This window comes from Stutzerimonas stutzeri, from assembly GCF_024448935.1.
GTDB lineage: Bacteria > Pseudomonadota > Gammaproteobacteria > Pseudomonadales > Pseudomonadaceae > Stutzerimonas > Stutzerimonas stutzeri_AO.
The window spans coordinates 1-13,613 of sequence record NZ_JAMOIE010000065.1 but is presented as its reverse complement, the minus strand read 5'-3'; the positions used below and the strand labels follow the sequence as shown (position 1 = coordinate 13,613).

The 13,613-nt window shown below is 53.3% G+C and carries 14 protein-coding genes; 4 read left to right on the top strand and 10 right to left on the bottom strand.

What is annotated here, in order from left to right; all coding sequences use genetic code 11:
• Positions 1–94: 94 nt before the first annotated feature.
• The 4 genes from NA637_RS17215 to NA637_RS17200 all read left to right on the top strand — a co-directional run bounded on the left by NA637_RS17215 (position 95) and on the right by NA637_RS17200 (position 3,506).
• A complete protein-coding gene (locus NA637_RS17215; RefSeq protein WP_256073518.1) occupies positions 95–505 on the top strand; it encodes a hypothetical protein in 411 nt (136 codons plus the stop codon).
• A 36-nt stretch (positions 506–541) separates the two neighbouring features.
• Positions 542–1,519 carry an IS30 family transposase gene (locus NA637_RS17210; RefSeq protein ID WP_256073517.1) on the top strand — a complete coding sequence of 326 codons (978 nt, stop codon included), beginning with the start codon at positions 542–544 and terminating at the stop codon, positions 1,517–1,519.
• Positions 1,520–1,600: 81 nt separating this feature from the next.
• The gene (locus NA637_RS17205; protein ID WP_011920678.1) at positions 1,601–2,902 is read left to right on the top strand and encodes an ISL3-like element IS1411 family transposase; all 1,302 of its coding nucleotides are present in this window, start codon (positions 1,601–1,603) and stop codon (positions 2,900–2,902) included.
• A gap of 169 nt (positions 2,903–3,071) precedes the next feature.
• The gene (locus tag NA637_RS17200) at positions 3,072–3,506 is read left to right on the top strand and encodes a hypothetical protein (protein ID WP_256073515.1); all 435 of its coding nucleotides are present in this window, start codon (positions 3,072–3,074) and stop codon (positions 3,504–3,506) included.
• Here NA637_RS17200 and NA637_RS17195 read toward each other — a convergent pair.
• The 10 genes from NA637_RS17195 to NA637_RS17150 all read right to left on the bottom strand — a co-directional run bounded on the left by NA637_RS17195 (position 3,492) and on the right by NA637_RS17150 (position 13,364).
• On the bottom strand, positions 3,492–3,818 hold the full coding sequence (locus tag NA637_RS17195) for a hypothetical protein (RefSeq protein WP_236384476.1): 327 nt from the start codon (positions 3,816–3,818) through the stop codon (positions 3,492–3,494). The genes NA637_RS17200 and NA637_RS17195 overlap by 15 nt on opposite strands.
• A gap of 115 nt (positions 3,819–3,933) precedes the next feature.
• A complete protein-coding gene (locus NA637_RS17190; RefSeq protein WP_236384477.1) occupies positions 3,934–5,889 on the bottom strand; it encodes a DEAD/DEAH box helicase in 1,956 nt (651 codons plus the stop codon).
• Positions 5,886–7,766 carry a hypothetical protein gene (locus tag NA637_RS17185; protein ID WP_236362422.1) on the bottom strand — a complete coding sequence of 627 codons (1,881 nt, stop codon included), beginning with the start codon at positions 7,764–7,766 and terminating at the stop codon, positions 5,886–5,888. Before NA637_RS17185 ends, NA637_RS17190 begins: the two co-directional genes overlap by 4 nt.
• Positions 7,767–7,907: 141 nt before the next feature.
• Positions 7,908–8,597, bottom strand: a complete 690-nt coding sequence (locus NA637_RS17180) for an NYN domain-containing protein (RefSeq protein WP_236362203.1) — start codon at positions 8,595–8,597, stop codon at positions 7,908–7,910.
• A 216-nt stretch (positions 8,598–8,813) separates the two neighbouring features.
• Positions 8,814–10,718 (bottom strand): type I DNA topoisomerase, encoded by a 1,905-nt coding sequence (gene topA / locus NA637_RS17175; RefSeq protein WP_236362205.1) that lies wholly within the window; start codon positions 10,716–10,718, stop codon positions 8,814–8,816.
• A gap of 98 nt (positions 10,719–10,816) precedes the next feature.
• The gene (locus NA637_RS17170) at positions 10,817–11,014 is read right to left on the bottom strand and encodes a CrpP family ICE-associated protein (RefSeq protein ID WP_236362207.1); all 198 of its coding nucleotides are present in this window, start codon (positions 11,012–11,014) and stop codon (positions 10,817–10,819) included.
• Between the two features lie 60 nt (positions 11,015–11,074).
• Positions 11,075–11,518 (bottom strand): hypothetical protein, encoded by a 444-nt coding sequence (locus NA637_RS17165; protein WP_236362209.1) that lies wholly within the window; start codon positions 11,516–11,518, stop codon positions 11,075–11,077.
• A gap of 104 nt (positions 11,519–11,622) precedes the next feature.
• Positions 11,623–12,078, bottom strand: a complete 456-nt coding sequence (locus tag NA637_RS17160) for a single-stranded DNA-binding protein (protein WP_236362210.1) — start codon at positions 12,076–12,078, stop codon at positions 11,623–11,625.
• Positions 12,079–12,093: 15 nt separating this feature from the next.
• Positions 12,094–12,633 carry a DUF3158 family protein gene (locus tag NA637_RS17155; RefSeq protein ID WP_236362212.1) on the bottom strand — a complete coding sequence of 180 codons (540 nt, stop codon included), beginning with the start codon at positions 12,631–12,633 and terminating at the stop codon, positions 12,094–12,096.
• 5 nt (positions 12,634–12,638) lie between these two features.
• Positions 12,639–13,364 (bottom strand): PFL_4669 family integrating conjugative element protein, encoded by a 726-nt coding sequence (locus NA637_RS17150; RefSeq protein ID WP_093235594.1) that lies wholly within the window; start codon positions 13,362–13,364, stop codon positions 12,639–12,641.
• Between the last annotated feature and the right edge of the window lie 249 nt (positions 13,365–13,613).

The following is a 13,613-nucleotide window of genomic DNA, read 5'->3' as shown; positions in this document are numbered from 1 at the left end:
TATGTAGTATTTGGTGATGTCATTATAGCATCGCGATGACGCTGTTAATGACGATGGTTGCTGGGCTCAGAAATGAAGCTTTAGGAGAGACTCAATGAATGTGTTTGCGCTGATCACCAATCCTACCGAAGCGATTCCTCTGACTGAGGATATTTTCTACAGCCGTACGAACCGAAAGCCTCCATACATTCAAAGTTTTGGAGGCAAGATGAATTCGTACGCGCTCTGTCCGTCTTGCCAGAATCCGGTCCTAATGGTGAACAGAACCGCAACGGAAACCCGTAGCGGGAGTTTCTATGCTAAGCATAATAAAGGGGATGTCCCGGGTGTTGCTCAGTATCATGAGCACAAGTATCTAAATTGCCCCCTTGCCAACCCGGCCAGGATGGACGAGAAGAAGAGACGTCCCCCAGCTCGTCAAGGACAAAGTGATGAGGTCAAGAACGCACTGATAGAAGCGTTCGATTTAGTGATGAACTTTATTGAAGGCGGCGGCAAAAACTGAGTGCAACACCTGACCTTTCCGGTACGGTGCTGCCCTATGTCTTATTCCGAACTCAGCGTTGAAGAGCGTGCCACCATTCAAGTTAGTCATGCCCAAGGCCTCAGCTTGCGCAGGATTGCCTGCTTGATCAACCGATCCCCTTCGACGGTCAGCCGGGAGATGCGCCGCAATCGAGATGCAGCTGGCAGCTACTCGGCCCGTGTGGCTCAGCAGCGGATGAAGGCCCGCCGCCAGGCTTGTCGGCCCATGCGAAAGCTGCTGCCAGGGAGTGAGCGCTTTGAACTGGTGATCCATATGCTGCGCCAGCGTTTGTCTCCCGAGCAGATTGCCGGCAAGCTGCGCAGTATGAACATACCCAGCCTTAGAGATGCCTACGTCTGTCGCGAGACGATCTACAACGCGATCTATGCCCTGCCCGTCGGTGAGCTGCGCAAGGAGTTGATCCTTTGTTTGCGCCAAGGCAAGACGACACGTAGACCACGCCTTGGCGGTGTGGATCGGCGCGGGCAGATTCCAGAGATGGTCAGCATTCACTTGCGCCCGCCGGAAGTTGAAGACCGGCTGATGCCGGGGCATTGGGAAGGCGACCTTATTAAGGGTAAGGCTAACGCCTCGTCTGTAGGTACGCTGGTGGAGCGCACTAGTGGTTACCTGATGCTGGTGAAGATGAACGACGCGACGGCGACCTCGGCGATGGAGGGCTTCAGCGCCGCCCTCAATAACATGCCGCTGGCGATGCGCAAGAGCATGACCTACGACCAGGGCCGGGAAATGGCACAGCACGCCGAGATCACCCAGAGAACCGGTGTGGCGATCTACTTCTGCGACCCGCACAGCCCTTGGCAGCGCGGCAGCAACGAAAACATTAATGGCCTGATCCGCCAGTACCTGCCCAAGGGCACTGACTTGTCGGTACATAGCCAAGAAGAACTGGATGCCATTGCGTTTCAACTGAACATGCGTCCACGTAAGCGCTTCGATTTCAAATGTGGCTCTTCGCATTTAAGGGTGTAGAAAAAATCTGACCGGCTGGAAAAGGAGTCGAGGATCTTAGAAAATGTAAGCTCTCACACCAACAAAAACTAAGCCCCCGACGTGAACAATCTTACCTTTTCTAGCCCTGATCTTTCCAGCTTTTGCCAACTGAATAACCTCGGCCTGACTGCCACTGGACAACATCTTTGTGCAGAGCGCGCCGTCATCGAATGTCGTTTAACCAAAGCACCCGAGCCATGCCCCAAGTGCGGGGCTGCTGGTGTTTCACGCGGTACTGTCGATAGGCATCTTGCTCACACACCTTACGGACAACGACCAACCAGATTGCTGCTGCGTATCCGTCGCTGGCGTTGTGCTTGCGGCTGTTTCTGGCATGAAGATACAAACAGTGCAGCACCTCCACGTTCAAAGCTTTCATATGGGGCGATACGCTGGGCATTAGCTGCCATCGTGCTGGATCATCTGTCGGTATCTCGTGTTGCGAGCCAGCTTGATGTTGCATGGCACACCGCTAATAATGCCATTATCAACGAAGGACGGCGCCTGCTTTTTAATGACTCGACACGTTTTGACGGTGTGACCGTGCTGGGCGTGGATGAGCATGTTTGGCGACATACACGCTGTGGTGACAAGTACGTCACCATCGTGGTTGACCTTACGCCCGTGCGTAACAAAAACGGGCCGGCCCGCTTGCTCGATGTGCTGGAAGGCCGCTCCAAACAAGCCTTTAAGCAATGGCTACAGAGTCGCCCCAAATCGTGGCGTGACCAGATCGAAAGCATTGCCATGGACGGTTTTACGGGGTTTAAATCTGCAGCGCAAGAAGCCCTGCCTCAAGCCCAAACCGTGCTGGATCCTTTCCATGTCGTGCGCTGGGCAAGCAACATGCTGGATGAATGCCGCCGGCGTGTGCAACACGACATCCTGGGCCGCAGAGGGCGTAAAAATGACCCGCTCTACAAAAGCCGTCGAACGCTACTGACTCGGATCAGCTACCTGTCTGACGCCAACAAAAAGCAACTGTTCCAGCTGTTTGCAGATGAGCACCACCTCGAAGTGGATTGCACCTGGAGCATGTACCAACGGGTGGTCAGCGCCTACAACGAGCCGGATCGAAAACGTGGTAAAAAACTCATGGAAGAGGTCATAAATATCATTACAGCCAGCGACTTGCCCAAAGCGCTCATCGAGGTGAAAGGCTTGGGGGAAACGCTGAAAAAATACGCTGAGAGCATCCTTGCCTACTTCGACCGGCCAGGAACCAGCAACGGTCCAACAGAAGCTATCAACGGGCGACTTGAGCACTTACGAGGTACCGCCTTGGGCTTTAGAAATTTAACCAATTACATAGCCAGGTGCTTGCTGAAGTCAGGAGGGTTTAGAAATCAGCTACACCCTTAAATGCGAAGAGCCTCAAATGTCCTATCGAAGTCATGAGCGAAGTGATGCAGAAAGCCTTGGCTATGCAATATGATGCTCCTGCGTCAATTCAATAACCGTGTTGCACTCAGCTCCTGCAACCGCCGAAAGTGATACGGGAGTAAAATTCCAAGACTCGATAGTAGAAGATATGCTGGATGATTTTTCAAAGAATAGGGGGTATGAGTACTCAGCTATCAATCTATATAACCTTCCTTATGCTTTCGCATACATGACAGAGTCTAAAGATATATTTGGTTGCTCGGTAAGTAAGGAAATTGCCGATGCGATAGGAAAGAACTCAAAAGGTTTTTCAACTAAGCAGTTTCATAGTAATTACTACATTAAGAGGGAGGAAGGCAGTCGCAGCAAAATTAGATTAATGTTTTACGGGCATGCCGAGTCCGTGAAGGACGGTGGTAATGAAGCTATTATTATGCGGATTGTGGAAGTTCCACCTGGTGCAGATGTCGACGCTGCCGAGCATCTTTACCAGAAGAAGATTGTTCTTGATGGCGCCAAGTTTTTCAACTTTTACATGAAGCGTAAGCGTCGTGTGGACATGGCGCGGTCAAAGTTGCGATAACAGCGCTTCTTTCAGGCGAGAGTTTAGAACTGTTGTTATTTCTTCGTAGCTAAAGGGGAATCGGTCCAGCTCATCCATAACTGAGTCTACAAAATAGGCTGGCACGATGAGTTTTTGGTTGAGGCAGTGTGATGCCATTGAAGTGACCATTTCGCAGAAGCTCTCTTGTTCGGCGATTTGCTTCTTGAGTTCTTCGTTGAGCGAAGGTGCGACTGTTTGAGCAAGCTCGCACAGCAGCTCAATTTCCATGAGCGCATGCAGAATGAGATTTTTCCTGTAGCCCAGCGTCGGGGCTGGTTGGGCGAATTTCATGTAGGGCTCCTAAAAACAGCAATGGATTCGATACAGCCATGCTGGTCTCTGTGCAATTTCAATTCAGCCTGAATTGAATTGTTCAAGCGGTTGGGATTTCTCTATCGGCGCTGTTTCACAAGCTGGCCGACAACTCGGCCCTGGCGTTGGCGGCTGCATCTGGCTCAATGAGGTCGCTCGCTAGTTGTCGTTTATCCAGCAACATTTGCCACAGCATTTGATCAATGGTGTTTTCCACCAGAGGAATTTTCACCACGACCATCCGTAGCTGCCCATTCCTGTAGGCTCTGTCCTCAGCCTGATCCTGTAATCCGGGTGTCCAGGGTAATCCCAGGAACATAACGTAGTTGGCAGCGGTCAGGTTGTTGCCGGTACCGGCAGCGGAGGTGGTGGCTGCGAAGATGCGGGTATCAGGATCGCTTTGAAATTTGTCGATCGCTTTCTGCCGCTTGCCCACAGAGTCACTGCCAGCCACCGTGACACAACCGTAGTCGGCATGCTCGCATTGAGCGCGCAACGTCCCTACGGTGTCTTTGAACTCACAGAACAAGATAACCTTGTCCTCCGCGTCCAGTTCGCACAGCAGCTCCATGACGACGCGAACCTTCACCTGCTCCAGTAACTGGCGCAGTGACCCCAGTCTAGCTAGGCTAGGCCTGTCTTCGAGACGTATCCGATCATATTCACGGCGCTCTTCGAGAGACAGCTCCACCGGCAGTGTTTGCCGCTGCTTGCCCTTGAGTCCCGGCAGCACATCTTTACGTCGACGAAGCATCCAGTCACCAATCGCGTCCCGTAGGTTCTTGCGAAAGTCCTGGCTGCCGGCGAACTGTTCGCAGAACTCCTTGAGAGACAGCTTCCCAACGGGGTGACCGGAAAGCCGCAGAAGCGTGTGAAGTTCCGATTCTCGATTAAGGACCGGTGTTCCGGTCAGTAAGTAACGATTGGGCACCTTGGCCGCGATGTCGAATCCGTGGCGGGTCCATGCAGCGGTAGGTTCTTTCAGGCGATGAGCCTCGTCAATGATCATCACTTCAAAGTGGCCTGCCTGCAGTACAAAATCGCCCAGGCGTTCATAGTTGGTGATAATCCACTGTGACGCAGGATCAAAGGCCTGTTGGCAGATCTTTGCGTCGGGATACACCATCTGGATTTCGCGTTGCCAGTTAATGATCAGCGTCGACAGTGTGATGACCAAGATAGGTCTATCGGCCGCTCGAACAGCGGCGGCAATAATTGCCTGGCGTGTTTTGCCGAGGCCCATATCATCCGCGAGTAAAGCGCTGGTCCGTTGCAGCAAGTGCCGGATGCCAGCTGGTTGATGTCCCAGTAAAGAATGACCCGCCAAGGCCTGATCGATTTGTTCAGTGGTGAACTCGGTCCGTTCAATGGATGGCACAGCGGCAAGGTACACGTCGGTTGAAACGTCTTCGTTACCAGGCTGAGCAGCACGTTCTTGTGGCGGGCCTCCGAGATTGATACGGGTGATTTCATCAGCGGGAACAATAGATCCGTCAGTCAGCAGTTCCTGCACGGTGTCGAGGATCTCGAACTGATCCTCAGACAGCCCCAGCTCCAGGATGAGGTTACTGCGCACTAGTTCGGTACTGGCATCGATGCGCCAGGACTTGGATTGTCCGAGGAAAATACCGTGCATACGCCGAGAGACGGCGACTGCTCCAGGGTGGTAGTCACCCGACAGCAAAATGCCTCCCTTAGCCAGTGGTGCAATTCGCAATGTCAGTCCCCAGATAAAGGCTTGGCGATCCGGGGCTCGCTGCGCTGCTGCCAGCTTTGCAGAGAAGGTCTGCCAGCTTTCGTTGAAGCGGTTCTCTGTCAACTCCATCAGACGGTGGAAGAGCAGGTCCAGGTCATCGAGCAATTTACCTTTGGGCAAACGCCAATAGCGATGTAGGGGATGCTCGGCACGGCGGATGTAGAATCCGTCACGCTCAAGAAAAAGGCGGTTGGCTCCCTCGACGTACTGCAGCAGTATGCCGAAGTCGTAGCCATCAAAAATGACTTTTTCGACCAAGTCCAGCCGCCGATTCATCAGGCGCGGGCGACTCATGCTCTACTCAGCCGTTGGTTGACCCATTCCGCGCAGGCTTGGGCATGAAGTGTTTTTCGATTGTTATTTGTGTAGCGCGTGATGGATTGTGTCAGGTCTGGCCATTCAAGGTTCGTGGGGAGTTGCCCTGTTTTTAGGTTGGCCCAAAACCACTTGAAGGCTTGATCGACATTGGAGCCGCTCTTGGGTGTTTTGTTATGTTCTCCCCGCAATTGCGTCATCACCAAGTGTTTCCGGGTCCACTTTGTTGGCGTGTTTTCATAATGTTTTTCAGTGTGCAATTGAATCTCTGCAGAGGCCAATGAGCGCCCGTTTTCACGAATTGAAACTAATCGACAATAGCCCCCAAAGGCGCTGTAGTCATAGCTGTGGATGCAATGACCCAGTGACCTGGACTCTTCATCAAGATCTGCAGGACATATGAGTTCAATGATTTGCAAGCCATTGGGCGCAAGTATCACTCCGGGTTCATCCAGTAATGGAGTCCAAGAACTGATGGACTCTGCCTGTGTCTGGGATTGTGTTGCATCCAGAGCTGTACGGATTTCTACCAGCGCCTGATGAAAATCAGTCACCAGGCTGGCGATCTGGAGGTAGGTGGCAGAGCTAACAAACCGCTTAACTCGTTGAAGAGCTTCCCTGCCAACAGTTCCATGGCACTCATTGATGTTGTTAAAAACCTCATTGAGATCTTGCAGGTTTCCTGCAATTTGAGGCCACTCAGGGTTGGACCAGTCAGTCGGGCATCCTGAGAACAGCCTGTTCCAATCCTGCGTTTGCTCACGCAGCTGGAAGGGGACTTTATCCAACGTGTCAAAGAATGTTTTCCACTGTGCTTTGGTGGACGGGCGGCGGTTGCCCATTGAGGCTCCAAGCAGCAATCGATGCCACGGGGTCTCCGGACCTTCGCGACTTATTCGAGTCAATGCACTGCCGGTATCGAACACACGTTGTTGGCCCAGGTAACGAATCGATGAGCGTGGAGTTTGTAGTAGCCATGCCAGCGTATCGTTAAGGGGCAGGCCGGTGTCCGCGATGCGGCCCATCAGGCAGGCCTGCGCTCGGTTCATAGAACCGTCGTCGCTCCAGTTCGGCTGACACTCTTGAAGCTCGTCCCACGGGCTGCTCATGTAAACCCGTTCCTGATCGTCCCAGGGCCATGGCCAATGCTCACCCAAGACAACGAGCGGGATCAGAACGGGTTGGGCTTTCAGCGCTTGAAGGCGACGTTTACGATCGCCTTGGGTCAGCCAGTTATAAAGCTTGGGAGAGGGGCACTGGGCCGAGCGAATGGCGAACAAAAGCTCTTGGTCCAGGCACTGGCAAAACTGCTTCAAGGTGCTACCCATCTGGGCCAGGTAAAACTGGGTGCGCGGATTGAAGTAACGGTTGTTGCTGACCATTGAGTCAAAACCCCTACGACCGAAGCCTCCTAAATCTTCCACTGAAAGCGCTTTTGCGGCCTCTCTTGCAGATTTGCAGAACGATGTCAGCAGTACGTCCGCGTACCAGCGCGCCTTAAACCTGAGTACCAACTGCTGAGCTACCGAGGCGGTTGGTTTTTTTCGATGAACGCGGTCTTTTGCGTTAATCCTGCAGGCCATCAGGCGTTGGCCATCGAAGTATTGAAGCAGGTTGCCGACTCTGGCTAATGCCGGGCGAGCTCTTCCATCTGTACTGCCCAGTGCCACGCACCAGCAGCGAGTGTAGGCGGTTGAGTTCAGATACCGCTCGATGAAAGAGGTCAGTTGAGAGGGGGTTATCCGAAAATGTAAGGCCCAGGTTTGTGCGACTTCAATCTGGCGCTCAGAGAACTTCTTCAACTTTGGTTCAAGTTTAGTCAGCTCTGATACCGATTGTCTTTTTAGCGTAGTCACCTATGACCTCCTCTGCGATTCGCAGAGGAATGTCGGTCACGGGAGGGGGAGGTTCCAGCGTTAATGCATAACGCCCACGTGAGTGATTTAGACTTTGTCGAGTACCACAAAGCGAGAGCTTTTCGCAGTACCGGTTTGGATTTACCAGTAGTCAGGCTTAATTGCTGGCTTTTTTAGAGTCGCTACACGATTTGGGAACTGATACGTGGAAAGTTCTTCAGTTGTAACGATGTGTCGCATCCAATGTGAATGATGTTTAAGGGATCCAGGTATGGTGCGTTTGATGCCTTCTCTATGCGGCAAAATCACCCCAATTTTGAGGTCTGGAAAGTCCTCTCGAAGCGCTCGCAAGGCTGGAGTCATGTCGGTATCAGCTGAAACCAACACAACCTGCTGGATACGTTCCTCCTGAACGAGACTCGCTTGGCGAGCTGCAAGCCGATACATGCTGATTGCGATGTGAACGTCCGTTTCCTTTTCTTCAAGCTTCCAGATATCGACTTGATCAAGTCTTGACGCAGGGGTGTTTTTATTAACAAAACGAGGAGCTTTGCCTGACTCTAATTGATGGCGCCCGTAAGTTACGTCAACACCTCGTGCAATCAAGGCGCGTAGATAACTGTCTTGAGCCTCTTTCGACTGGATACCACGGCTGGCGAGTGAAGGTTTCACACCCGAGGTGAAAAATCTAACCGATGCTAGAGTGTTGTCGGGATGCTCGACACGCAGAATGTGCTCCAGCAACGACGGGAGATCGAGCCACTTGAAGGGTGTGCCTGCGAGTAGGCCGTAAAACAGGTTGTAGCCGTCTACAAAGCACGCTGTGCGCAAGATTTTCAGTCCTTAGAAACGAAAAAACCGGCGCTAGGCCGGTTTCTTCACCCCAACAGCCAGCGAACTGAATCGCTGCGTACGGGGCTGAGTAGTCGGCTAATGATGACATAGTTGCCATGTATGTCAACTGTCCTGTGCGCTTGATAATGGTTAGGGTCAGGCACAGTTACCACAATGGACAGCAAACTAACATAGAGTGTTTTTTCCAACCGTCTAGACCCCTTTGGGTTTGCTGAAGTCTGGCTTGCCATTCAGTGTGGGGAAACTGACTTTGCAGCCATTCGACCTAAAGCCGGTGCAGCCCCAGAAATCATACGCGCCGTCCCCTTTCTTCTGTCGTCTTGCGAGAGGCTGATTGCACTTGGGGCAGATGTAAGTTTGGCCGGTGGCGGCTGGCCGGGGATTGGACGCCATGGGTACACTAGGCACTCCACGTTGCTGTGACAGTTCCTGTTCCAGGCGGCTGTGCAGGCGCGCAACGACAGCTCCATAGGTGTCCTTGCCCTGGGCGATTTTGTCCAGGTCGCGTTCGAGCTCCCGTGTAAAATCCAGCTCCACGAAACCGAAGAACCCTTCGAGTTTGGCGATCGTTTCCTCCCCCAGCGTGGCCGGTACAAGCTTGCGGCTTTTCTCCTCGATCAAGCCCTTGCTGGTGATGTTCTTCAAGATCGACGCGAATGTGCTGGGTCGACCAATACCGCGCCGTTCCATTTCTTTGATCAGGCTGGCCTTGGTGTAGCGTGATGGTGGTTGGGTTTTCTTCTTCAGCAGTTCGCCGCTGTGTACTGAAAGAATCTGTTTGTGGGAGAGTGCAGGAACAGGGTTGTCAGTCTTGGAGTCTTCCTCATCGTCGGTGTCGTCGCCCTTGAGCATTTTCCTCCAACCGGGATGAAAAAGAGTTTCACCTGTCGCGCCAAATCTAAGCGCCTTACCGCTAGGTCCAACTGCGAGCAGTTTCACCGTGCGTACGTCAAAGATTGCCGCTTCGAGCTGGCTTGCCAGAGCCCGCACCCATATCAACTTGTACAGAGCGAGCTCATCGTCATTTTCACCTGCTTTGGCATCAGCCCAGTAAGTCGGGGTGATGGCTGGATGGCCTTCCTGAGCGCCTTCCGCGGACTTAAACGTTCTCCGTTCGTCGACGGCCGTCATCCCGAGGGCTTTAGCAACCGTTCGAATATCGTCCATGGCTTCGTCTGGGACGTTAGGGTTATCCGTTCGGTGGTAGGTGATAACGCCTTGTTCATACAGTCGCTGGGCGACTTGCATGGTCTTGTCCGGATCCCATTTCAAGGCGTTGCTGGCCGCTTGCTGTAGGGTCGAAGAGATGAAGGGTGCCGGTGGGTGGCGCTCGGCCTTGCGGTTTTCACATGACTCGACGACGACATTGCGTGTGCCGGCGACTAATTGGGCCAGATTGGCATCCTGAACGTAAGGAAAGTCTTTAGTCGCAAAATCCGGTACCGGTTGCCATTCAGCATACCAAGTGGTGCCCTGATTCATATCCATAAAGTTCAGGCGCACACCAAAATGATTGATCACCTTAAAATTGCGGATCTCGCGTTCGCGTAAAACCACCAGATAGACTGCCGGTGATTGGACGCGGCCTGCGGAAGTGGGTTTGCCCATCAGGCGGCGTAGCTCCTGAGTCACGAGATAACCCACCAGGCGGTCAAGAACACGGCGGCATTCCTGTGAGGCAACCCTGTTCAGATCGATTTGTCGAGGATTGGCCAGTGCCTCTTCAACACGCTTGAGGGTGATTTCGTTGAAGGTAATGCGTTTGTAGGTTTTGACCGCCAAAACCTGCTGGATGTGCCAGCTGATGCTTTCACCTTCACGATCAGGGTCTGTTGCGAGGTAAATTTCACTGGCCTGTTTCGCTGCGGCTTTGATGGTTTTGACGGCCCTGTCGCTCTTATCCAGGATCTCATACACCGGTGTGTAGTTTTTACGTACTCCGGTGGTGATCATGGTGTCGTCCTGACCTTTGGCCGGCAGGTCGCGGATGTGCCCACCACTGGCAACCACCTGCCAGTCTTCGCCTGGGCGTAGCTTCTTCATCATTGGCTGGAGCTTTTTCAGCTTACCAGGTGCCTCGATGATCAATAGCTTCACGGTGTGTCCCTCTCAAAATAATCAGAGTGGAACTGTTGCGTCAGGCGGGTAGGGCTTCAATAGGAAATGGTCAATACGCGGGGGAGAGCATTATGCGGCTATAGGTCCAGCGATAGCTGCTGTGCCTGGGCAAAGCCCTTTAGCCACGACGCACGCATAGCGGGGTGTTGGTAAGGGCAGTCATACACCCGTAGCCCTTTCCGCGCAGCGGTCACACCAGTAGCAAAAACCGTCAAATGAGGATTGTTGCAGCGTCGTCTGTCAGCAGTTTTAGTCAATGAAGCGTTATCACCCATGCCGGTTGCTCCTCGATGCTCAAATTCATCTACCAGCAGATCCGCGCATGGCGCGATTTTTTAAGGGAAAGTGTTGCAGGCAGATGCCGGGGTGTCGAACCAGTTGGCTGCCCTCAGCCAATGTACGAATAACTCAATCGACTGACCACTTCGTACCTGCAGATCGTGTAAATCGCCGTGAAGTTCAAGATCCTCGGACTCTTCATCCCAGTTGAAAAGTTCGAAGTAGTTGGTGTCGTAGCGATCTGGATTTAAAAGCTCTTGTATGAATCTTCGTGCGACCATTGAGCTCATGTCACTGTAGTCGTCAGCCCAGACGTCTTTATCACGCCAACCAGCCTTTATCCAGGAGGCGAGTTGGATATTCTCGGTGATACCGTAGAAATCTGCTGCGTTTACGTCGCGCTCATCACAGTACCGCCAATAGAGACGGCCCAACTTAGGATGGTCTGCAGCCACCAGAAGCCAGCCATCTGGACACCTCACCTCCTCATCGTCCCACATTGTTGTACACCTTCAGACTTCACGAACGAGGAGGGAGCGACGGTAAGTCATCTCCCTCCACCACCAGCATCACGAATGGGGCGCCAAAATTAAGCCCCTGGAATTCAGAACGGGCGGTCGGGGTCCGGATAGTCGTCGAAATCAGGTGCAGGTTGCGAACTGGATTGATCACGTGAGGTGCTGCCTTGGCTCTGCGACGGTGACAGGGTCACGCTCGCAATCCTGTGCGGCAAGATGGCGACCCGAGAGGCTTGAATTTTCAGCGCTGCATTTTCCTCGCCATCTTTCTCCCAGCGGTCCATCACGGCGCGTCCTGAAACGATGACGCGCATTCCTTTCTGAAAAAGCTGCGAATAGTGTTGTGCGTCCTTGTGCCACCACTCGACGTTCGCCCAGAACCCCCCGCGATCTTCGAATCCGCCTTTACCGTCCGGAATCGAATTGTCGAAGTAGACGTTGGCCCGCATCAGCCGACGCGGATCCTTGTTACCGTTTGGGAATTCTTTGAACTCCGGTGTCGAGCCAATATTGCCTTCCCAGCCTTGAACGGGCGTGCCCATAAGTAATCTCCGAGGTTATTGGTCTTGCGTTGGGTTGGTGAGCTGCTGCAGTCGAGCGGTATACACGGCCTCTGCCTGGCCCATTTTTTCAGCGCACTCGGCGGCCTGTTTGGCGATTGAGTGCATCAAACTCATCTGCATGTTCAGGGTGATGCGCTGCAGTTCCATCGCGTACAGGTCCTGCAGCATGGATTCCGGTGTTCTGGGTGAGCCCATCATCTCCGTCCAAACCCCCACGCCCATCCGGCGGTCTGTCACTTTCTGCCATCTCAGAAACTGGGTTCCGGCTTGGGTGTTCTGCTCAGTCAATCGCACCGGCACGAGGGTGAATGGATAGCATCGAGCTTGCTCCAGCACTTCCTGGGCAAGTGCTTTCAAGTCCGCTGCCTGAGCTCGACATAGATCGGCAAATTGGGTCAGCTCTCCCTTACCTTTAAAAGGCTTTAAAAGGCCTTTTAGTGAGGCAGCCTGTTGCAGTCGCTGGAAGGCTTCCTGTTGCAGTGGTCGGAAGGCGGTCTGTTGCAGCGACCCGTCATTGGAAGGGATCTGGCCCATCTTCATTAACCTTCCTCGACGTCATCGAAGTGGTCATCCACCGCGGCGTGCTGTTGGCCGCGAATAATGGGCGGAGCAAAGTTCGAACGGCGTGTGCCTTCCAGGATGTCCTGTGGCATCTCCCCGTAACGCTCGTACATTTTTCGGGCTGCTTCAGCCTTGGCATTGTTGGCGGCGAAGTCATCGCGTGCAGCGCCGGAGTATTTGTAGATCTGTGCAAGGCCAAACAGTCTTCTCAGTACTGCGGCACCCTCATCAATCCAGGCTTCCATATCGTGGCGCCCGACGAGGCCGACGTGCTGGGCCAGTAAAATGCGTCTGACAATTTCGTCGTAGTTAGTCAGCAGATACACGGCCTGAAAGCCGAGGGGGTTGGCAATGTACAACGGTAGGCTGACAGGCTGGATCGAAAGATTCTCGCTGATGCTGATGGCCGGGGGGAGAGAGGCCATGGCCATGTCCAGGCGTTCTTCGATGGTTTTCAGCGCTTCTTTAGAGACGTTGATTTTTTCTTCTATCTGGATCATCCACCAATCGGAGTACGGATCATCCTGTTGGGCACCACGAGACATACGATTGATGACAGTGCAAAACCCTGACAAGCCGATGATGCCGACTTTAAGGTCATTTTTGGGGCGTCCCATCCAGATGCGGGCTGCATGGTGGGTGTGAAGGGTGAGCTTCACATCGCTGCGCAGTGAGCCGATGTTGAGCCGGAAGTTGTCAGCCATGGTGCAGTGTTTCCTTGGGGAGAGGATTGACGTGCCCATGCTGCAAGTTGGCTGTAGCAGGCGCAGCAATAAATCCGTAGCCCGATGGAAGGGGATTTGTTGATGCTTCTATATATAGAGGGAGGCTAGGTAGAAAGTTAGCCTGGCTGCCGCCACCGATATGGGGTCCTGTGCAGGTGGTGTGGGCCACACCACCTGCGTGGCTGCCGGTACCGATATCGGATCCTGTCAGAGTGATTCGGGCCGAAT